Source organism: Psychrobacter sp. CX18, from assembly GCF_057396215.1.
This window is the reverse complement of the sequence record NZ_JBXYJH010000003.1, coordinates 74,917-94,377: the sequence shown is the minus strand read 5'-3', so window position 1 is coordinate 94,377 and position 19,461 is coordinate 74,917. Positions and strand designations below refer to the sequence as shown.

The following is a 19,461-nucleotide window of genomic DNA, read 5'->3' as shown; positions in this document are numbered from 1 at the left end:
ATAGTTAATCAGTAATTTGACTCAGCTACCTAACACAGTTTTTAATTCGGATACTTACCTCAGTTTTTAACTTATTTTTTAATTAGGTTGCTTAAGCAATACAGCTATTTATTAATGGACTAACCCTGTTGGCGCACTATGACTCAAACTCAATCAACCTTTCAAAATAAGCTACAAGCCTATATTCACCTGACCCGCTTTGATAAGCCAGTCGGTATAGAGCTGTTGCTTTGGCCAACCTTGTGGGCGGTTTTTTTAGCCTCTTTTGGGGCAGGGCAGTCTTTAACAAATGACGTGTCAAATAACATGGCAACCGACATGGCAAATGATATGGCACAGGCCTCACTTGCACTGCTACCAACATGGTCATTGCTAGTTATCTTTGCGCTAGGTGCTATTTTGATGCGTGCAGCAGGGTGTGCTATTAATGACTTTGCCGATAGAAAGGTGGATGGTTCGGTCGCTCGCACCAAAGGGCGACCATTGGCAGATGGACGATTGTCAGGTGTTGAAGCTGTCGCTGCCTTCTTAGTCTTGTCATTGATTAGTGCCAGTTTATTGTTCTGGTTACCATTAAAGGTATTCTACTGGTCTTTGGGCGCCGTCGCATTGGCCTTTATTTACCCTTTTATGAAGCGCTTTACCCATCTGCCGCAAGTGTTTTTAGCAGCGGCGTTTGGTTGGGCGATACCGATGGCGTATGTGGCGGTACAAGGCGCGCCTGATCGATGGTGTTGGTTGTTATTTGCGGCCTATATGTGCTGGACTATTGCCTATGATACCCAATATGCGATGGCGGATCGCGATGATGACCTTAAGATCGGGGTGAAGTCGACTGCGATTTTGTTCGGACGCTTTGATGTGCTTATTATTTCACTATTGCAGACGGCCTTTTTGTTACTGATGGGCGTGGTGCTGTATCATTACTTCGCTCAGACGATATTGGGTCTTATCCCTGTCTATGCGTTAGGACTTATAGCCATACTGTTTGCTCAGCAGAATAAAGCCTGTGCAACTCGTGAGCCTATGTTATGTTTTAAAGCATTTCTAGCCAATGTCTGGGTAGGTCGTTATTTGTTTGTGGTGATTGCTTTAAGCTGTATTTGGGTCGCTTTAAAAGGTTAATACTTTTTCTATACCCTAACCGTTTTAGGCTCGGTAAAGCTCATTCAACCTACTGATTGAGCGTTTGATTTGTTGTGTTTGGACTTGGTTTCTTCTAAGGTTAATTCTAGATTTGGACAAACTCAGCCTTCTACAAGACGTAGGTCATCATAGCGTTTAGTGCATGACTCTATACTGCTTGTTAACCACATTGTATATAATACCTCGTTCTCAACGTATTAAAACTCATTGTAGGCTGGTGCTTTTAGCCCAGCAAATCAAGACCTTTCATCTAAAATGCTGGGCTAAAGCCACAGCCTACGTTAGGATTTGAGAATTGAGAGTAAGGTTTTTTTAGAATTCATTCTGTGTTTGGCTTTACACACTTCTTAACTTTAGTCGCTTTTTAACCTTACTTATTTCTTAGGTTTGATGACTTCGGCATCGGCACTGACCGCTGTCATGTTAATCGACTGACCTTCAAAAATAAAGTCGATTTTCTTGCCGCCTGCATGCGTCACCAGTTCGACACTACCATCTGCTGAGCGGTAGGTAGGATTGTTACCTTGTCCTGGTGGCGCGACGAGTAATAGACTCTTGCCTGACGGCATTCTTAAGTTCGCTTGTAATACTGACGTTGCCGACGTTTGAAAGGTGACATGGATACTGCGTCCCGCTTCGTCTTTATATTCAACTTCAGTCACTTGGGTTTCACTGCGGGGTGCGGTAGGTTTCTTGCTACTCGGACTAGAAGTATTCGACTGATAGGGCTGAGACGGGGCAACTGCACTGTTATTCGATTGAGCTTTAATCTCTGATGGGTCTGTTAGTTGATAGACTGATCCATTAGCTGCTGAATTGCCAGTTGAACTTTCGGTGATCGTCTCAATCGGCGGTAATGGTTCAAGGCCTTGGTAATCTGTTGGCTCATTAGCTTGTGGTGATGTCAGCTGACTGTCAATAGATTCTGAATTGTCAACGATAGCGCCATCGCTTGTATCTGTCATCGTATTGATTGAGTTGGTAGTAGCCTCAGCTTGTGAAGACGTTTCAACTTCTGGCGTCTCGCTGTCTTCAGATTTTTGACAGGCTGTAATACTAAGCGCTATCGATGCAAATAAAACTGTGCTAACAACGATATTAGATTTAGACTTCGATAGGCTCTTGGATTTAAACGACACAAGATTTGTTCGGTGGTTGTTTAACATAAAGTTCTCATTTTCAATTATATTTAGGTTTAATTTAAAATCTGATTAACGTCCAATATTTGATTGAGTGACGATTTAATTTTTATTGTTTTTTGGCAAGACTTTAACTGACTTGCTGCTTTTTAGAAAGCTTGAAAGCGCACTGTTAATGAAATCTTGCTAAGTATGGACGGTGATAACCAAACTACGGTGACCTGCATGATTGCGATGTTCACATAAGTAGACCCCTTGCCACATACCTAGACCCAGTTTACCGTCGACTAGTGGGATATTTAAACTCACCCCAAGTAGCATGCTCTTAAAGTGAGCAGGCAAGTCATCATCACCTTCTAACGTATGACGATAGTCAGGCTGATTTTCCGGTGCCATCTTGTTAAGCCAATCCTCAGTGTCTAAACGCACATCGGGATCCGTATTTTCATTAATAGTCAGACTCGCTGAGGTATGTTGCAAAAATAAATGCACCATGCCGATATTATCATTGCCTTGAGTACCCTCAGGAGACAATAAGTCTGATATAGCTTCATTAATAAGGGGCGTAATAATATGCACGCCTCGAGAATGGACGGGTAATACCAACGTTGTCTGATAATAAGCCATGCTAGATCCTAATATAAACCATACTCAATCATGTCACGACACTCTATATTTAAACGACACTCTATAACTTAAAAAACCCACTGTCCAATAAATACTGCGCCTGAGAGTGTTTGCTCTTCAGGGTATTTTGTAAGCTTTTTAGATCTGCGGCAGGGCTGCCCGTTTGATATTGTTGGTCGGCGACTTTTTCTAGACGCTTTAAACAGTCCTCTAACAGCTGCTGAATACGTGCAATTTTTTGGGTAATGAGGGTGTGCTCCGTGTCTGAAAGTTGATTTTTCTCATTGTCAGAGCCATTCTCGGTATGTTTTATATGATCAGCGACTGTTTGACGCAGCAAGTCTGGTATAGCCGATGCGATAATCCTATCAAAGGCAGGTAACGCTTGATCATTTGCAAGGAGTGCCTCGTTATAGATAAGGGTTTGCTCAGCAGTGTGGGTAAGCGTGCCCAGTTGGGTCAATAGATCATCGCCCAACAAAGACGCATATTGGGTTAAAGCCAGATCATTTGGTGCAAGATTATCACAGTCTGCCAAATAATCTCGTCCCCGTTCAATCAAAACCTCAGAGGTGGGTCGTTCAAGCAACTCTAAAGCATCTTGCTCAGGAGCTTTGAGTCCCTGCAAGCTAGTATTTGACTCATCCGACTGATGGAACTCACCATACACAGATTGTAAATAACTGCGATTGGCTAAGATATTACTCGCCACTTGGGCTTGTCCGTCATCTTGTACGCGCTGCATAAATTCAAGCATTGAGGTAAGCTGACCATAGGTTAAGTCTTGACTGGTTAAGTTATTTTGCGGGTCAATGATGCTGGTTTCAGCATAGTCTTTATCGAGGGCTAAGTAGTCTTCAAGTATCTCGGTCAAACGTGTGCCAGCGAGCTTATCGACAGCAAAGCGTTGGTCTGGTGCTAGTTTGACGGTATTTAGGGTTTGGTATTGGGCATGAATCTTTGCGAGCAGTTGGCGGAAGCTAATGGGTAAACTGGGGTGGTTGCGATAGTGAGAAATAGTATTGGCAATCTGCAACTGCTCAGCGGTGGCTCGACCTGAGCCATCTGAGCCGCCTGAGGGCTTTGAAGTACCTCGATTAGAGGCATTGCCTATGTATTTTTGATCTCGATTTTTGTTAGTCAACAGCTTTTGCTTTGACTTGCCCTTAACCACGAATACCGTCGGCACGATGACAATTAAGCTGATAATCAGTAGCAGTATGGGATAGGACATAGTAGGGGTAACTTATATTTAGTGGGAATCAAAGAAGTTTTTTTATGGCTCGAGTTTAATAGTACGATCTTAGCGATAAACCACGTTTAAGAGGTGCTATACACACCATCATGGGCTATTTTGACCTTAACTCACTACTTGGTTCAACAGACCCTAGTCTTTAAGTGTAAACAAGCGGGCGAGGGGTTTAAATATTGCTTATGTAACTGTCGATTATAGAGTGAATGATAGAGTCATTGATAGAGTTATTGATACAGAGGCGAGCTCTCAACGGTTTACAGGGTGTTTAAAGGAGGTGCGGTTTAGCCCCGATTGTAGCGGTATCCTGCAAGTCTGGACGTGTTGTAAGGGGTAGGTCTTAGCAGGGCTACGCGAAGCAAGAGACCGGCTAAGCCTTATCCCGCACCACGGGTCAGCCTTGCAGATACAAGTGGAAAGCGGGAGGAGCTACATCATCTAAGTCGCCATTTGCGTCAAAATTTGTGTTTAAAATAAAAAAAGCCAGCCCCATAAGCTTTATGAGACCGTTATCAGGTGTATAATAGCCACCCAAAGGTCACAAGGCATAGGAGACTGGCGTCACAATAGAGTATGACATGCGCGTCTAGATTTCTAAGAGCATAAAGACATTAAACTAGTTGCTCACGCGCGTTTGATATTCACCGGTACGGGTGTCGACACGCACGACTTCGTTTTGTTGCACAAATAACGGCACACGAACCACAGCGCCTGTTTCTAAACGAGCTGGCTTGCCGCCGCCACCTGAGGTATCACCGCGAACACCAGGATCGGTTTCAACAATTTCCAGCTCAACAAAGTTCGGTGCAGTAACCGATAATGGCACACCATTAAATAGAGTAATGGTACATAAATCGTTACTATTCTCTTTTAACCATTGCTTCGCATCTTCCATTGCATTAGCATCGGCTTGCAGTTGCTCAAAGGTCTCAGGGTGCATGAAGTGCCAAAACTCACCGTCGCTATAAAGGTAGTTCATTTCGGTATCGATGACATCGGCGCCTTCTAAGCTTTCCCCTGATTTGAAGGTTTGTTCTAAGACTTTACCAGTGCGCAAGTTACGTAGTTTGACACGGTTAAAAGCTTGGCCTTTGCCTGGCTTCACAAACTCGTTATCAATAATGGCGCATGGATGCCCATCATACATAACTTTAAGACCGGCTTTAAATTCGTTGGTTGAAAAACTTGCCACAATAGTGCTCCTGATACGTTGCAAATAAATACTTTAAAATGAATGATAAAAAATCACATATACCATATTGAACAAATATAATAGGCCCTATGATAAACCATTTACCCCAACAAAAAAATAGGCAAATCCCTTTTACATCAGTCGATACTCGACAATCTAAGTCGTCATCGACATCGCAGTCGAGTGCTTATGATAAGCGATCTATGAAGGGTGTTGTGAGTGGCGAGTTGACATGGCAATCCAAGTTTGCAGATGTTATTACAGATATTGATGAGTTGCTAGCTATTTTAGAGTTAAGTCACATAAAACCTTCGTTATATGTGCCTAAAGACTTCAGTTTGCGTGTGCCAAAAGACTTTGTGGCAAAAATGCATAAAGGCGATGCCAATGACCCGTTACTTAAGCAAGTCCTACCAGACAAGGTAGAGCAGATTGCGGTGAGTGGTTATGTGGCAGATCCTTTGGCCGAAGAGCACCATAATCCGATAAAAGGACTGTTGCACAAATACCATTCAAGGGTATTGCTGACAGTGACGGGAGCGTGCGCCATTCATTGTCGATATTGCTTTAGACAACACTTTGACTATCAAGGCAATTTGCCAAAGTCAGATCAGTTGGCGCTTATTGAAGATTATATTAGTGCGCATCCTGACATTCGTGAGGTCATTCTCAGTGGTGGGGATCCGCTAAGTGTCTCAAACCGTCGTTTGTTTATATGGTTAGATATGTTAGAGGCGTTGTCGCAGATTAGCACCATTCGACTGCATACCCGATTGCCGATAGTGATTCCAGAGCGTTTGGATGAGGCGTTATTGCAGCGGTTGCAGGCCAGTCGTTGCCGTATTGTGATGGTGGTGCACAGCAATCATGCCAATGAAATAGATGCGCATACCGCAACGTTTCTGCAAAAGGCAAGACAGCATGGCATTACTTTGCTGAATCAGGCGGTGTTATTGACGGGCGTTAATGACACCCTTGAGGCGCAAGTCAATCTAAGCGAGCGTTTGTTCGAGGCAGGGGTATTGCCCTATTACTTACATGTCTTAGATAAAGTAGCTGGGGCTGCCCATTTTGATATGCCGCAGCAAAAAGCAGTGGCATTATACTGGAAAATGCTCGCCCAATTACCCGGATATTTAATGCCAAAACTGGTACAAGAGCTACCGCATAAACCCTTTAAAACCCCAGTTGATTTGTATGCTTTTCAATCAGATCTTGAAACGCCAACCCTCTAAAATAGCGTGATAAACCCTTGCAAAGTGAGATAACCATGTCGTCTTTAGCTGTTTTTAAGTCTAAGATAAACCCTAAGTCTAAAACAAATCAAAAGCGCTTATTACCCCTAACTGACGCTAAAATCTGGATGATCTTTAGTGCGGCGTTAACAATTGTGAGCACGGGTTGTACGCCTAAGCCCCCTGATTATCGCGCTCAAGTGACCGCACCCGTTTATGAAAATGGCGATGCTCAACGCGGAAAAATACTGTATGAGGACAACTGTGAGCAGTGTCATACCTTAAAGCCTGGAAGTAATAAAAAAGGCCCGCAACTTGTTGGTGTCTATATGGCGCCGTCTGCTGAGCTTGAGGATTATAACTACAGTGAGGGGTTGGATAATGCCCATTGGGTGTGGGATGCAGAGACGTTAGATAAATATATTGCAGACCCTGAGGTGGTATTACCGGACACACGTATGCTCTCAGATCCTATGCCCAATGCTCAGGACAGACAGGATATCATTGCTTATTTATCGACGTTGGGCCGTGATGCCCCGCCACTAAAGTCTGATGCAGAAAAGTAGCCCTTTTAAAATAGCCGTTTTAGAAGTAATCCTTTAGAAGCAGTCCTTTATAAGCAGACCCTTTTAAAAACAGCCGCATGACATGGAGCCCAGCCCGTTTTGGACGACTATCTGCTTGTCTGTCTGTCTGTTTAAAAGGGGCAGTGGTCAAAAACCAAAGTACTACAGCGTTGTTCGTTACTAGAGCCAACAAGGTAGTGTATGCCGCTAGTTTTGTTTTACCAATAAGGGGTAGGGGTTTACCGCTCCTGATTTGGTGTATATACCGTAATGGACATGTGGCGGCGTACCTTTGGCATTACCACTGTCACCCACATAGCCAATCACCGTACCAGCCTCGACCCAGTCGCCCTCTGCAATATCTGCAAAGCGCTCTAAATGGGCGTAATAGTGTCCCACACCGCCTGGCCCAACGATAGTGACCACATTACCACCTAGCTGATTTTCACCGACTTTTCGTACCACACCGGGCGTTGTGCTATGGATAGGCGTGCCTCGCTCCGCAAATATATCAATACCTTCATGCGTACGACCGCCGCTACGGGCAGCGCCCCAGGTGTCTGTCAAATGAGCACCGAGAATGGGATTGGGTAAGCTATCGGGCTGAGGTGGGTCTTGTTGCAAAAGCTTAGCTATCTTATAGGAGTGGGTTAGATAGTTTTTAGCCGGGCTATCCGTCTGTGTGGCGTAAGGTAGCACACCATATAATAGGACGCCGATGACAGCCCCTATTATGATGATGGACAGGGCAAATTTAAGTAAGGCGTTTATTAGTGATGCTATTCGACCAAAAAAGCCCTTCGGTTTAGGAGACGAGACCCCTTTGCCGTGTGGTCGCTTACCTATTGGCTTGTTAACTTTTGACATAGGATACCTTGTCTACCCTGCTCTTAACTAATTGAAATTCACTTTACGCTGGTGCTTTTAGCCCAGCAGCTAACTCTTCTTATTTTACATAAGTCTTCAGTCAATAAGGTTAGTCAATAAAGTCAGTCAATAAGAATAGAGGTAATTTATTGACGCAAAATAATGTATAGGGCGTGATAACAGTAATGACAGACAATATGGTGCTATAGACTATAGATAATTTAAGTAAAAACAGCGTTAGACTGATGAAATAGTAATGGAAAAATTGATGAAAAAAGGGATAAAAAAAGGGATAGAAAAAGGGATAGAAAAACCGTGCACTGGGCACGGTTTAAAAAAATCTACTATTGAAATCAAGATGCTATTTCTATCATTTACTTATAGTCAGAATCTTTACGACGTTTTTGCAGTTCATCATGACGGTGATTGCGCGCCATACGCTCCTCTAACGTCATTTCAGCATCGCGGATGCGAGGGTCGTCTTGATAAGTATCCGATGTGTCCCTCTCGTTAAAGTCAGTCTGATCGACTTTCTCATTCAAGCTTTCTTGCTCAGACACCATTTCAACATCTCCATCCTGCTCGTAACCGTGGGCACTATTGTTATCTCCTGTTTCTTCTTCGATAGGGCTAGCCCCTTGAGATGTGCCAAATTTTTCAGAGTTATGCTGGTTTGATTGAGCGGCTGATTCCATGTCATTTTCAATCTTTTCAATAACATAGGGGGTTAAGTTTTCAGCTGCATTCTCTAAGGTATGTGGATTGGGACGAGGTAGCGCATGCTCTAAGTGTTCATCAAACACGTCAGTGAGGAGCGCGTCAAAGCGTACAGCATTGTATTCAATGAGCTTTTCAGACTCTTCTTCGGTAATCACCCCATCTTTTAAGGCAGTCAGGACATGATCCTCAAAGGTTAGACCCACAAAGTTACCTTTATGCTCCGCTTTTTTGAATTTTTTCCATAATGGCTCGACGTCACGAAGCATTTGGAAGGCATTTTCAATACGACCAATATTATTTTCTGGGTCACGCGTATAATAAGTCAGTGTCTTAAGCTGTTCGCGAAATGGATTTTCTGCGCCATCGACCATGATGAGCTCCCCGACTTCACGCTTCAAGGCATCACTTGGTTTGGTCGTAAACGTGCCGCCTGGGAAACAGACAAATTTCACCAATCCTGCTGCCAGACGATTTGGGAAGTTGGCAAAGAAATCAAAGAAGGCTTCTTGAATAGTGAATAAGCAGTTCTCCAGCGCCAAACGGGCGTGTAGCTGTTCTGACTTAGACTGAGTGCCTTGCTCATAGAATTTCAATAGGGCAGTCATTATAAATAAGTGGGCATGAATATCAGCCAATCGCCCCGATAGCAATTCTTTACGTTTTAAATCGCCTGCAAGGATACCAAGCGCCATGTCTGCGGTTAGGGCGAAGTTTGCACTCAAACGGTTGATCTTTTTGTAATAAGGACGAGTAAAACTGTCCGCGAAATTAGGCGCTTTACCACTTCCGCCAAAGTAACCTGCGACAAATGACTTCGCCCCACGGTTAAAGGTATAGCCAAGGTGCTTAAAGAACATATCGTCAAATTGTTTTTGCGCGTCTTTTTTATTGTCGCTCTGTAATAGTTGCAACTCATCAAATAAGTAAGGATGACAACGCATCGCCCCTTGACCAAATATCATTAGTGAGCGGGTTAAAATGTTGGCCCCTTCAACGGTAATTGATACTGGTATCGCTTGATAAGGCAGGGCAAGGAAGTTACGAGGTCCCATCTGAATGGCACGGCCACCCACGATATCCATACCGTCATTCACCACTTTACGCATGGTTTCAGTGGCATAATATTTTGCCATGGCCGTCATGACAGAGGGAGTACCCCCTTCATTAAGACCGCAGGTTACTAAGTGGCGAAAAGCTTCAAGCATATAGGCATTGCTTGCGATGCTGCTACTGGCATCTTGCACCCCTTCGAAGTTACCCACTGGGATTTTGAACTGTTCGCGCACTTTGGCAAAGGCACCGACAGTTAGATAGCTCATTTCACTGGCTGAGGTAGATAGTGAGGGCAATGAAATACCACGACCGACAGCCAAGCATTCCATCAACATACGCCAGCCTTTACCCGCGTTTTCTACCCCGCCGATAATGAAGTCTAGTGGAATAAACACATCTTTGCCGACTACCGTACCATTCATAAAGGGAGAGCCTGGGTTATGACGTTCTCCCGTTTTCACTCCTTTATAGCTGGCAGGAATGAGCGCACACGTAATACCATAGTCTGTTTTATTTTTATCCCCTAACAGACCATCTGGATCATGTAGTTTAAACGCTAAACCAATGACGGTAGCGACAGGTGCAAGGGTAATCCAGCGCTTTGAGAAGGTCATATTAAGACCCAGAACCTTTTTACCTTCATAGGTGCCGTAGCAGACCACACCCGTATCAGGGATAGCGCCTGCATCAGAACCGGCTTCAGGGCCGGTCAGACCAAAGCAGGGAATTTCTTCACCTTTTGCTAAACCGGGCAGCCAACGTTGCTTTTGTTCTTCTGTGCCATAATGCATGAGTAGCTCACCTGGCCCTAAAGAGTTAGGGACCATACAGGTGACTGCTGCCGTTAAGCTGCGTGAAGCAATCTTACTCATAATACGGCTTTGAGCGTAAGGACTAAAGTCACGCCCGCCATAGCTTTCAGGAATGATTAATCCTAAGAATCCGTTGTCTTTAATATACTGCCACGCTTCAGGTGACAGATCTTTGTCATGATGATGGATTTGCCATTCATCAAGCATGGCGCATAAGGTTTCTACCTCATTGTCTATAAATGACTGCTCTTTTTCAGATAAGGTTGGGTACTTATAGCCACTAAACTTATCCCAGTCTGGCGCCCCCATAAATAGCTCTTTTTCCCACCAACTAGTACCGGCATCCAGAGCTTCACGCTCTGTATCACTCATGCTAGGCATGGCCCCAGCTAGGGTATTATAAGCAGGCTTACTAATAAGCGACTGACGTAGAGCAGGAATTAATATTATTAAACTACCGAGAATCAACGGCACACCGAGTAGAAGTGACCAAGGCGCAATAAAAGCGGCGACCAAAGCAATAACAATAATAATGATCGAGCCGACAGTTCGGCTAAGCCCGTATAAAAACACTAGTAATAGGGCAAAAAGCTGCAATAATATGGCAAGTATAAAAAATCCGACTAAGGTTAATGGGGACATAGTTCACAACCTAATGTTAAGAAAGTGTAAAGAGTAAACGAGCAAGCTTATGCTTTAAGTATAGGCTTCACAAAATAATAGAGCAAAACTTAAATGCGCGGTATAGATAAAATTTATTTAGATAACGTTTATTAATTAAAGGTTTATCGTTTAAAGGTTTATTGTTTAAAGAAAACAGGCACTATCGAATAAAAATCGAGTAATATTTACAAGGAATATCAATATTTTCAGCTTTATAGTGACAGAGTAAGTAGGTAGTCACAGATAATCAAGATAATAATCTTTACAAATGGTTACTCTCATTATCAGTTGTCAAAGCTCTATGCTGACTATTCTGTGCGATACGCCTTCATTAATGATGTTATTGACCATTATTGAATCGCCGTTGTTCATCAAAAAGGCGAGGTACCGCTTTCTGCAAAAGATAACGTCTGATTACGGCCTACGATGATATGATCGGCTAACTTAAGATCTATGACGTGGCAGGCCTCTTTAAGCGTTTCCGTCAGATGAATGTCGGCATTTGAAGGCGTGGCATCTTGATTGGGATGATTGTGAGCGATAATAAGCTGACTGGCGCCTTGATCTAGCGCATGACGCAGCACCTTTTTGACGCACACAGAGCACGAAGACAAGCCGCCAACAAACAAGACTTTATAATCCAAAAGATTCAGACCGTTATCCAGACATAATACCGCAAAGACCTCATTCTTTTCACGTCTAAGTTGGGTGGTGACGTAGTCTTTCACCACTTGCGAGCGGTTCAAACTATTTCCGGATTTAAGTTCGCTATTTAAATAGCGTTTGCCCATCTCTAGGCTTGCCAATAATTGAACATATTTAGCAGGACCAATACCATGACACGCTAAGACGGACTCTTTTGGGGCAGCCAACAGTTCTGCAATACTACCAAACTGATCTATTAGCGAGCGCGCCAGCTCAATGGCAGACTGTTGTTTGGTGCCTGTTCGTAAAAATATGGCCAGTATTTCAGCATCTGACAGTTGCTCTGATCCTAGCTTAAGTAGTTTTTCTCTAGGACGATCATCTTCGTGCCAATCTTTAATTGCCATTATTTACGCCATGAGTGGATGATGGAGTGTTGTAATAAGAATAGTCTCTTTAAGTACGGACAGTCTCTTTAAGAGAAGGTAAAACAGATGTTAGTTTAATAGCGCAGTTTAACAAGTTGTGACTTGGATGTGCATAATAATGCGATAAAAAATTAAATAACGCTCTTAAGCTGTCCTTTTTATTGTTATATTAGGCCTATTGTTTGATAGGCACCTATGAATAACGAGAAGACATGATGAATAACATGAAGAATATAAGCTCCTCAGTAACTAGTACCTTAGTAACTATTAGGGCTTTAACCACAGCGGATTATGAAAGCTGGCGACAAAATTGGCTCAATTATTTAGATTTTTACAACACGAGCCTGAGTGAAGAGACCAGCCATACGACGTGGGAGAAAATATTGGACGGCACCGTGCCAATATATGGTTTCGGTGCTTTTATAGACAACAAGCTTGTCGGTATAACTCATGTGGTGATCCATCCAAACACATGGAATACGACAGAGTGCTGCTATTTGGAGGACTTGTATGTCGATAGTCGTGTGAGAGGCAAAGGCGTTGGTCGGGCGCTTATCGAGCACGTTTATGACTTTGCAAAGGGTAGAGATTGCAATCGGGTGTACTGGGTGACGCAACAGGATAATGACCCTGCTCGAAAATTATACGACAGTATCGCTGATTTAACCGACATGGTGCAATACCGTCATAACTTATAACCTTTATAAGCATAATTTATAACGTTGACAAGCAAAAAAACGATTCAAAAGTCTTGTAAACTTGCTACCATAAGTGCATTTTTATTTTAACTATCTTGCTTTAATAGGAGCTGTATAGAGTTGTTCAGCAGACCCTAGTTATTATTGTGCAATTATTGAACTAATTTTATCCCTTAAAGAGTATATCCCCTTATGAGTTTAATCTTCACACCGGTCGATGCGCCTGCCAAACATATTAGCCATGTTATTCTAGCAATAACTGGCGGTATTGCTGCTTACAAATCTGCTTTGCTTGCCCGTCTGCTTGTCAAAGCAGGCTTCGAGGTTAGAGTCATTATGACCCAAGGCGCACAAGAGTTTATCACCCCATTGACCTTACAAGCGTTAACAGGCAATGAAGTACATACTGAGCTACTCGATACTTCCGCAGAAGCAGGGATGGGGCATATAGAACTGGCAAAATGGGCAGACTTGATTGTTATTGCGCCTGCATCAGCCAATACGTTGGCGCGTTTGGCAATGGGTATGGCGGATGACCTACTGGCGACAGTTTGCTTAGCGACGACGGCTCCCGTGATGCTTGCACCCGCTATGAATCAGCAGATGTGGGCACACCCTGCCGTTCAGTTAAATATAGAGACTTTAAAAGACTTGGACTATCATATTATTGAGCCTGACAGCGGTGTACAAGCGTGTGGGGATGTGGGCGCAGGACGGATGCCAGAGCCTGACGAGTTATTTAGTCATGTGATCGACCTTAAGACCAAGATGACGGTGCGCCAGAGTCTTAAAGGTAAGAAAGTGACTATTACGGCGGGGCCGACAATAGAGGCCATCGATCCTGTGCGTTTTTTATCCAATCATTCCTCAGGAAAGATGGGATTTGCACTGGCAAAGGCGTGCTGTGATGCGGGTGCAGAGGTCACGCTGATTGCAGGTGGTAAAATAAGTTTGCCAACCCCATTTGGCGTGCATCGTGTGGATGTCTTATCTGCTAATGATATGCTACAAGCTGCAACTCAAGCCACAGATACAGGCTGTGACATATTTATTGCCACAGCGGCAGTCGCAGATTATCGTACCCGAGATGCTGCCCCGCAAAAGATCAAAAAGACGCAAGACGAAATGACCCTTGATCTGGTGAAGAATCCCGATATCTTGGCGACGATATCGCATAACCATCCCGATATGTTCGTGGTAGGATTTGCCGCGGAAACTCAGGATATTGAGAAATATGCCCGCGGGAAACTGGCCTCTAAAGATTTGGATATGATTGCTTGCAATGACGTATCAAGATCCGATATCGGCTTTGCCAGTGATGAAAATGCGATGACGGTTTTCTTTGCTGATAAATATCAAAAACCATCTGTTGAATTAGAAAAAATGAATAAAAATAACATAGCGGAACATTTAGTAAACTTAATAAGTACCGTCATTAAGTAAACATTCGTTTAAAATTAACAATGGTTATTTAAAGCTAAAAATTTAAAGCTGAAAATCTTAAAATCCTTACTAAAACAAGTCTTTAATAGCCACTTTAAAAATTATGAGAACACGAATTTTTTACAGATTATGTCTTAGAAATAAATTGACGAATTATAAGGATACGCTATGACAGACGTTTCAGATAATATTAAAAATATGAACTCGACCCTGAATGCTATGCTAGATCACCGCTCGGTACGTAGCTTTACTGATGAGCCAATTAGTGACGAGATGCTCGAAGCCGTACTACAAGCAGGACGTGCGGTCTCAACCTCAAACTATATGCAGTCGGTCAGCGTGGTTCGTATCACTGACCCTGAGCAGCGGGTTAAGTTTCACCAAATCTCGAATGGCATGAGCGAAGAAGAGTACAACAAAGCCAAAAGTGAAGGTAAAGAGCTTGCGCATCCCTATATTTTAGAATGCCCAGAGTATTTAGTATTCTGTATGGATAATTATCGCCATCACTTAGTGGAACCTGATGCTCAGCTGGACTGGATGGAAGTGGTGTTAATTTCTGCAGTGGATGCCGGCTTATTTGCCCAAAACGTACTTGCCGCTGCGGAGTCGTTAGGTTTAGGCGGAGTGTATATCGGTAGTATGCGTAATGATATCGAGCGCGCAGGCGAGGTGATTAATGCACCAAAGCATGTCGTACCTATTTTTGGTATGTGCCTTGGCCACCCAAGTGATGCGCCTATTAACGCCTCGCAAAAGCCTCGTTTCCCATTATCAGTATTGGTATCAGAAAATCAATATCAGCCTGCCACACAAAAAGAAATTGATGAATTCAATGAAAAAGTGAAGCAGTATTATGTCGAGCGCGGTAGTGAAGATCATAAGCTATGGGAAGCTCAAGTCACTAAAACCTTTGGTAAACCTGTACGTCCTCATGTCATGGACTATATGAATAAACAAGGCTTTGCCAAACGTTAAATCGTTTTTTAACAGGTCTCAGGGATAGACTATGTTCGACGCCGAACACCTGCTATTAACCTTTATATTTGCCGTTGCCTCATTGCTACATGGAATTAGTGGCTTAGGGGTGACGTTAGTTGCCACGACGGCATTGGCAAGTATGTACCCGCTGCAACATGCCATTATTCTCATTATTCTTCCCTCATTTGCGCTAAACCTGATGACGTGGCTCATCGGTGGCGAGCGTAGTGTCTGGGGCAACTTCACCTATTACCTTAAGCATTATTGGCTACTGGCACTCATGAGCTTGCTTGGCAGTCTACTCGGCGTCAAGCTGTTGATGTGGGTAGATAGCAGCTATATTTTACTGCTATTGGCGGCGGTCATTGCTTTTTATGTCATCAGTCATGTACTTGGTAAAAGAATTATTCTGCCAGCGACGACGCCGGTGTTAATTGCTACAGGTCTGATAGCCGGTATTATTGGCGGATCAACCAACGCCATGTCAACGATATTACTGATGTATTTGCTTGGTAGTAGTAATAATAAAAACACCATCGCCAAAGTAGGCAATATGTGTTATTTATTGGGTAAAGTGGCACAAATCATCATATTACGTGATCCAATAATGGCTCTTCCCACCAGTGACTGGCTACTGATTGGTTTATTAACGACCGCTTCAATCGTTTTTTTATTGATAGGTATTCGCTTACGCCATTATCTTTCGCCCGATAGATTCCGTCAGTTGGTACTGGTGATTTTGACTGTATTAGGATTGCGCGTCGGCTGGCAAGGGATACTCGGTTTACTCGCTTAGCTCAGTTCAGTTCATCTAATCTCATCTCAGCTCAATTTGGTTTAGTTTACTCTCTCCATTCTATAATAAACCCTCTATGGTCTGACCCTACCCAGTCAATAGCCTGAGTGGTCACATTGTCCGTGTTGAAGTTAACTAAAACATGATCAATCCCAATGCCAAAAGGTCGCCATGTGGGCAATCCTGTTAGCGTCGTCCGCTGCAATGACGTCGCTTTGACTAACGATTTATTTAAATTCTCATTAAAAGTGCCATTAAACGTCCCATTTAACGTCCCATTTAACGTCCCATTAAAAGAGACGCTTGACGGCTTTGTCTGACTGATAAAATCTCGATAAACTGGCGAAAAGGCAGATAGATTAAAATCTCCCACCACCATAACCGACTGCTCTTGATCAGCCTTGATTAAATGAGCCAATTGGTCAAGATAATCGTTTCGAGCGGTGGCAAATGTAGCGCCTAAAGGTGGTGGAGGGTGAGTAACATATAACACTTTAGATTGCGCCTTATGATAATCAGATGATGAGTTTGAAAATATCAGTCTTGCCACAGGAAAGCCAGAAAGCATGATGATATCGCACTGTGTAGCGTTAACTTTACTAAATACTTGCAGTGCAAAAGGGCTATCTTTATCAACACCGCAGTGAGCCGGATAATGTTTGGCAAGGTTGCTTAGTGTCGGTTGCCAATTTGATCCGCCTGCCTCAACCAATGCGATGATGTCAGCGTCGGGCTGTGCAAGCGAGCTTGACGTTATCTCAATGTCGGTTAATTGCTTGATAGTTTGATTAGGATATGGATTGGCGATATTTACGTTTTGATAGCTGATGATGAGGGGTTGTGAAGGGTCGCTATTGTCTGAGGTAGCTTTATATAAAGACGTTTTAGACCGGGCTTCGACCTTACTATCAATTTTAGAATTGAACGGTACTAGTTCAACAGATTTTGAGAGAAGTAGGGATAATGGCTGTAAACTCCACATTATCAATAATAACCCAATGAATAAATATACCACTCGTATGGCTTGAACCATTCTAAAGTTTGGTTTGAATTTGGTAAAAAAATTGAATTTGGGGTAAAAAACAGTCGCTAGCATTGTCAAAATAGTCAAATAAGGCACATAATGGCTAAATAGTTCCAATTGCCAATTATAACGACCCAATAGCTGGCTTAAAATCATTAACACGATGCCAGCAGTAGCGAGCCAAAATAAACAACGACTGATAAAGCCATACAATGTTGTAATCTTATCCCTTAATTCAATGTCCAGTTTCGAGCCCAGTTCAGAGCACAATTCAGAGTTGAGTTTCTAGCCCAGTTTATAGCTCAAGAACAGACTCTATTGAAATAAACCATACAAATATAATAAGCAATCATCATGACCTTACTCCCAAATGATATACCCTCCTCACTGACGACGATCACAACCATTGAGACGCCAAAAGATTTGCAGTCGCATATCAAAAAGCTAATCAAGATTGAGCCTCGATTTGAAGCGGTCTACAAACAAGTGGGCGTTCCCAGTTTACGTCGTAATGATGGCGGATTTGATCAATTGATGCGGGCCATGGTCGGACAACAGCTCTCAGTTGCTGCTGCCCGTAGCATATGGAATAAGCTTGAGACTGCGGGATTAACTAGTCCGCAAGCTATTTTAGCGGCAGAAGATGACGCCCTAAAGGCAAACGGACTGTCATGGCAGAAGATTCGTTATATTCGCTCTTTGGTCGAGCACAATATAGACTATGAGGCGCTGATAACCCTGCCTGATGACAAGGTAATCAAGACCTTAACAGCGGTCACAGGCATAGGGAGGTGGACAGCGGAAATGTATTTACTGTTTAGCCTTGGACGGGCAGATGTGCTGGCAGTGGATGACCTTGCTATTAAAGTTGGCGCTATGCAATTACTGGGACTTGATGCCAGACCCACTCCAAAACAACTGAGAACGTTATCCGAACCGTGGTCGCCACACCGCAGCGCCGCCAGTTTATTATTATGGGCGCATTATGGTTGGCTAAAAGATAGAGAGGCGGTGCCTGTTTAAGTTTAGACTATTATAATTAGAGCATTACTATATCTATTCGGTGGGTTATTCTTCGCAAACGCCACTCTACGGATTGTGTATTAACTTGAGAATAATCTGTAGGTTGGCGTCGAGGAACGAGACCCAACATTTAATATCTATAACGTAACATTTGCTATGCTTAAAGTACTCATCTACAATCCAATGACGTTCATTATTTATAAGTCATTATGCAATATCGGCGACACTATCAACAAGGTGCGACTTACTTTTTTACGATTGTTTTGCAAGATAGGTCTCGCGACTTGTTAATAGCTCATATCGATATATTGCGCCAAGCCTTTCAAACCGTTAAGCAAAAATACCCTTTTCATATTGATGCCGTTGTTATTTTGCCTGACCATGTGCATCTGTTATGCACGATGCCACCTGACGATGATGATTTCTCCAAGCGTATTAAATTAATTAAATATTACTTTTCATACCGTATAAAAAAGACCGAGCATGTTTCAAAAAGTCGATTACGCAAGGGAGAGCGGGGTATTTGGCAACGTCGGTTTTGGGAACATTGTATTTGTGACGATACGGATTATCGCGCTCATGTTGCGTATATTCATATGAATCCTGTTAAGCATGGCTATGTGGCACAGGTTAAAGATTGGCAGTTTTCATCGTTTCATCGGTATGTTAAAGATGGTTTAGTTGATATAAATTGGGGTGGATAGGTTTTATATTTTGATTCATTTGTTGGGTGTCGTAAACTCCACCCAACCTACGGATCGTGTACAAATTTGATAAGGGTTTGTAGGTTGGCGTCGAGGTACGAGACCCAACATATTATTGGTTGAATTAAATTGCATGATGTTCGTTGTCGTAAGTTTCACCCAACCTACGGACTGTTATGTACGATGCCACTGTCGATGATGATTTCTCTAAGCGTATTAAATTGATTAAATATTACTTTTCATACCGTATAAAAAAGACCGAGCATGTTTCAAAAAGCCGACTTCGCAAGGGAGGGCGGGGTGTTTGGCAAAGACGATTTTGGGAGCATTGTATTCGCGATTATGCAGAGTATCGTGCCCATGTTGCGTATATTCATATGAATCCTGTTAAGCACGGTTATGTGGCACAGGTTAAAGATTAGAAGTTTTCATCGTTTCATCGGTACG

General features: G+C 43.1%; 18 protein-coding genes. 10 read left to right on the top strand and 8 right to left on the bottom strand.

Going from position 1 to position 19,461, the window contains the following annotated elements:
• Positions 1-138 precede the first annotated feature (138 nt).
• Entirely contained in the window at positions 139-1,125 is a 987-nt protein-coding gene (gene ubiA, locus AC2SLT_RS02540) for a 4-hydroxybenzoate octaprenyltransferase (RefSeq protein ID WP_486545927.1), read from the top strand.
• 395 nt (positions 1,126-1,520) lie between these two features.
• Here the strand turns inward: ubiA and AC2SLT_RS02535 are convergent, their stop codons facing one another.
• The 4 genes from AC2SLT_RS02535 to efp form a co-directional block, all read right to left on the bottom strand.
• The gene (locus AC2SLT_RS02535) at positions 1,521-2,312 is read right to left on the bottom strand and encodes a hypothetical protein (protein ID WP_486545926.1); all 792 of its coding nucleotides are present in this window, start codon (positions 2,310-2,312) and stop codon (positions 1,521-1,523) included.
• A 159-nt stretch (positions 2,313-2,471) separates the two neighbouring features.
• Positions 2,472-2,912 (bottom strand): secondary thiamine-phosphate synthase enzyme YjbQ, encoded by a 441-nt coding sequence (locus tag AC2SLT_RS02530; protein ID WP_486545925.1) that lies wholly within the window; start codon positions 2,910-2,912, stop codon positions 2,472-2,474.
• 61 nt (positions 2,913-2,973) lie between these two features.
• A complete protein-coding gene (locus tag AC2SLT_RS02525; RefSeq protein ID WP_486545923.1) occupies positions 2,974-4,146 on the bottom strand; it encodes a hypothetical protein in 1,173 nt (390 codons plus the stop codon).
• 634 nt (positions 4,147-4,780) lie between these two features.
• Positions 4,781-5,356 (bottom strand): elongation factor P, encoded by a 576-nt coding sequence (gene efp, locus AC2SLT_RS02520; protein ID WP_486545922.1) that lies wholly within the window; start codon positions 5,354-5,356, stop codon positions 4,781-4,783.
• A gap of 203 nt (positions 5,357-5,559) precedes the next feature.
• Between efp and epmB the strand changes: the two genes are divergently transcribed.
• Together epmB and AC2SLT_RS02510 are read left to right on the top strand one after the other, a co-directional pair.
• Positions 5,560-6,591, top strand: coding sequence for an EF-P beta-lysylation protein EpmB (gene epmB / locus AC2SLT_RS02515; RefSeq protein ID WP_486546324.1), 1,032 nt, complete (start codon positions 5,560-5,562; stop codon positions 6,589-6,591).
• A 35-nt stretch (positions 6,592-6,626) separates the two neighbouring features.
• Positions 6,627-7,157, top strand: a complete 531-nt coding sequence (locus AC2SLT_RS02510; protein ID WP_486545920.1) for a c-type cytochrome — start codon at positions 6,627-6,629, stop codon at positions 7,155-7,157.
• Positions 7,158-7,364: 207 nt separating this feature from the next.
• On the opposite strand, the gene AC2SLT_RS02505 is transcribed toward AC2SLT_RS02510, so the two are convergent.
• The 3 genes from AC2SLT_RS02505 to radC form a co-directional block, all read right to left on the bottom strand.
• Positions 7,365-8,024, bottom strand: a complete 660-nt coding sequence (locus tag AC2SLT_RS02505; protein WP_486545919.1) for a M23 family metallopeptidase — start codon at positions 8,022-8,024, stop codon at positions 7,365-7,367.
• 374 nt (positions 8,025-8,398) lie between these two features.
• Complete coding sequence (locus AC2SLT_RS02500) at positions 8,399-11,251, bottom strand: acyl-CoA dehydrogenase (protein ID WP_486545917.1); 2,853 nt, start codon at positions 11,249-11,251, stop codon at positions 8,399-8,401.
• Positions 11,252-11,643: 392 nt separating this feature from the next.
• A complete protein-coding gene (radC, locus tag AC2SLT_RS02495; protein WP_486545916.1) occupies positions 11,644-12,324 on the bottom strand; it encodes a RadC family protein in 681 nt (226 codons plus the stop codon).
• Between the two features lie 233 nt (positions 12,325-12,557).
• Here radC and AC2SLT_RS02490 point away from each other — a divergent pair, with 233 nt between their 5' ends.
• The 4 genes from AC2SLT_RS02490 to AC2SLT_RS02475 all read left to right on the top strand — a co-directional run bounded on the left by AC2SLT_RS02490 (position 12,558) and on the right by AC2SLT_RS02475 (position 16,263).
• Positions 12,558-13,043 carry a GNAT family N-acetyltransferase gene (locus AC2SLT_RS02490; protein WP_486545914.1) on the top strand — a complete coding sequence of 162 codons (486 nt, stop codon included), beginning with the start codon at positions 12,558-12,560 and terminating at the stop codon, positions 13,041-13,043.
• Positions 13,044-13,235: 192 nt separating this feature from the next.
• On the top strand, positions 13,236-14,486 hold the full coding sequence (coaBC, locus tag AC2SLT_RS02485; protein WP_486545913.1) for a bifunctional phosphopantothenoylcysteine decarboxylase/phosphopantothenate--cysteine ligase CoaBC: 1,251 nt from the start codon (positions 13,236-13,238) through the stop codon (positions 14,484-14,486).
• 168 nt (positions 14,487-14,654) lie between these two features.
• Positions 14,655-15,464: an oxygen-insensitive NADPH nitroreductase gene (gene nfsA, locus AC2SLT_RS02480; RefSeq protein ID WP_486545911.1), complete on the top strand. Its 810-nt coding sequence runs from the start codon at positions 14,655-14,657 to the stop codon at positions 15,462-15,464.
• A gap of 31 nt (positions 15,465-15,495) precedes the next feature.
• Positions 15,496-16,263 (top strand): sulfite exporter TauE/SafE family protein, encoded by a 768-nt coding sequence (locus tag AC2SLT_RS02475; protein WP_486545909.1) that lies wholly within the window; start codon positions 15,496-15,498, stop codon positions 16,261-16,263.
• A gap of 46 nt (positions 16,264-16,309) precedes the next feature.
• Here AC2SLT_RS02475 and AC2SLT_RS02470 read toward each other — a convergent pair whose 3' ends face one another.
• Positions 16,310-17,245 carry an endonuclease/exonuclease/phosphatase family protein gene (locus tag AC2SLT_RS02470; RefSeq protein WP_486545907.1) on the bottom strand — a complete coding sequence of 312 codons (936 nt, stop codon included), beginning with the start codon at positions 17,243-17,245 and terminating at the stop codon, positions 16,310-16,312.
• A gap of 396 nt (positions 17,246-17,641) precedes the next feature.
• Here AC2SLT_RS02470 and AC2SLT_RS02465 point away from each other — a divergent pair, with 396 nt between their 5' ends.
• From AC2SLT_RS02465 to AC2SLT_RS02455, 3 genes are all read left to right on the top strand, one after another.
• Positions 17,642-18,310, top strand: a complete 669-nt coding sequence (locus AC2SLT_RS02465) for a DNA-3-methyladenine glycosylase family protein (RefSeq protein ID WP_486545905.1) — start codon at positions 17,642-17,644, stop codon at positions 18,308-18,310.
• A gap of 209 nt (positions 18,311-18,519) precedes the next feature.
• The gene (locus tag AC2SLT_RS02460; protein ID WP_486545904.1) at positions 18,520-19,014 is read left to right on the top strand and encodes an REP-associated tyrosine transposase; all 495 of its coding nucleotides are present in this window, start codon (positions 18,520-18,522) and stop codon (positions 19,012-19,014) included.
• Between the two features lie 176 nt (positions 19,015-19,190).
• Positions 19,191-19,436 (top strand): REP-associated tyrosine transposase, encoded by a 246-nt coding sequence (locus AC2SLT_RS02455; protein ID WP_486545903.1) that lies wholly within the window; start codon positions 19,191-19,193, stop codon positions 19,434-19,436.
• Positions 19,437-19,461 lie beyond the last annotated feature (25 nt).

What these genes read in the sequence shown, in the direction of transcription:
- ubiA (WP_486545927.1), top strand. Translation starts at nt 139, where the DNA reads ATGACTCAAACTCAATCAACCTTTCAAAATAAGCTACAAGCCTATATT.
- AC2SLT_RS02535 (WP_486545926.1), bottom strand. Translation starts at nt 2,312, where the DNA reads ATGTTAAACAACCACCGAACAAATCTTGTGTCGTTTAAATCCAAGAGC.
- AC2SLT_RS02530 (WP_486545925.1), bottom strand. Translation starts at nt 2,912, where the DNA reads ATGGCTTATTATCAGACAACGTTGGTATTACCCGTCCATTCTCGAGGC.
- AC2SLT_RS02525 (WP_486545923.1), bottom strand. Translation starts at nt 4,146, where the DNA reads ATGTCCTATCCCATACTGCTACTGATTATCAGCTTAATTGTCATCGTG.
- epmB (WP_486546324.1), top strand. Translation starts at nt 5,560, where the DNA reads ATGAAGGGTGTTGTGAGTGGCGAGTTGACATGGCAATCCAAGTTTGCA.
- AC2SLT_RS02510 (WP_486545920.1), top strand. Translation starts at nt 6,627, where the DNA reads ATGTCGTCTTTAGCTGTTTTTAAGTCTAAGATAAACCCTAAGTCTAAA.
- AC2SLT_RS02505 (WP_486545919.1), bottom strand. Translation starts at nt 8,024, where the DNA reads ATGTCAAAAGTTAACAAGCCAATAGGTAAGCGACCACACGGCAAAGGG.
- AC2SLT_RS02500 (WP_486545917.1), bottom strand. Translation starts at nt 11,251, where the DNA reads ATGTCCCCATTAACCTTAGTCGGATTTTTTATACTTGCCATATTATTG.
- radC (WP_486545916.1), bottom strand. Translation starts at nt 12,324, where the DNA reads ATGGCAATTAAAGATTGGCACGAAGATGATCGTCCTAGAGAAAAACTA.
- AC2SLT_RS02490 (WP_486545914.1), top strand. Translation starts at nt 12,558, where the DNA reads ATGATGAATAACATGAAGAATATAAGCTCCTCAGTAACTAGTACCTTA.
- coaBC (WP_486545913.1), top strand. Translation starts at nt 13,236, where the DNA reads ATGAGTTTAATCTTCACACCGGTCGATGCGCCTGCCAAACATATTAGC.
- nfsA (WP_486545911.1), top strand. Translation starts at nt 14,655, where the DNA reads ATGACAGACGTTTCAGATAATATTAAAAATATGAACTCGACCCTGAAT.
- AC2SLT_RS02475 (WP_486545909.1), top strand. Translation starts at nt 15,496, where the DNA reads ATGTTCGACGCCGAACACCTGCTATTAACCTTTATATTTGCCGTTGCC.
- AC2SLT_RS02470 (WP_486545907.1), bottom strand. Translation starts at nt 17,245, where the DNA reads ATGTGGAGTTTACAGCCATTATCCCTACTTCTCTCAAAATCTGTTGAA.
- AC2SLT_RS02465 (WP_486545905.1), top strand. Translation starts at nt 17,642, where the DNA reads ATGACCTTACTCCCAAATGATATACCCTCCTCACTGACGACGATCACA.
- AC2SLT_RS02460 (WP_486545904.1), top strand. Translation starts at nt 18,520, where the DNA reads ATGCAATATCGGCGACACTATCAACAAGGTGCGACTTACTTTTTTACG.
- AC2SLT_RS02455 (WP_486545903.1), top strand. Translation starts at nt 19,191, where the DNA reads ATGTACGATGCCACTGTCGATGATGATTTCTCTAAGCGTATTAAATTG.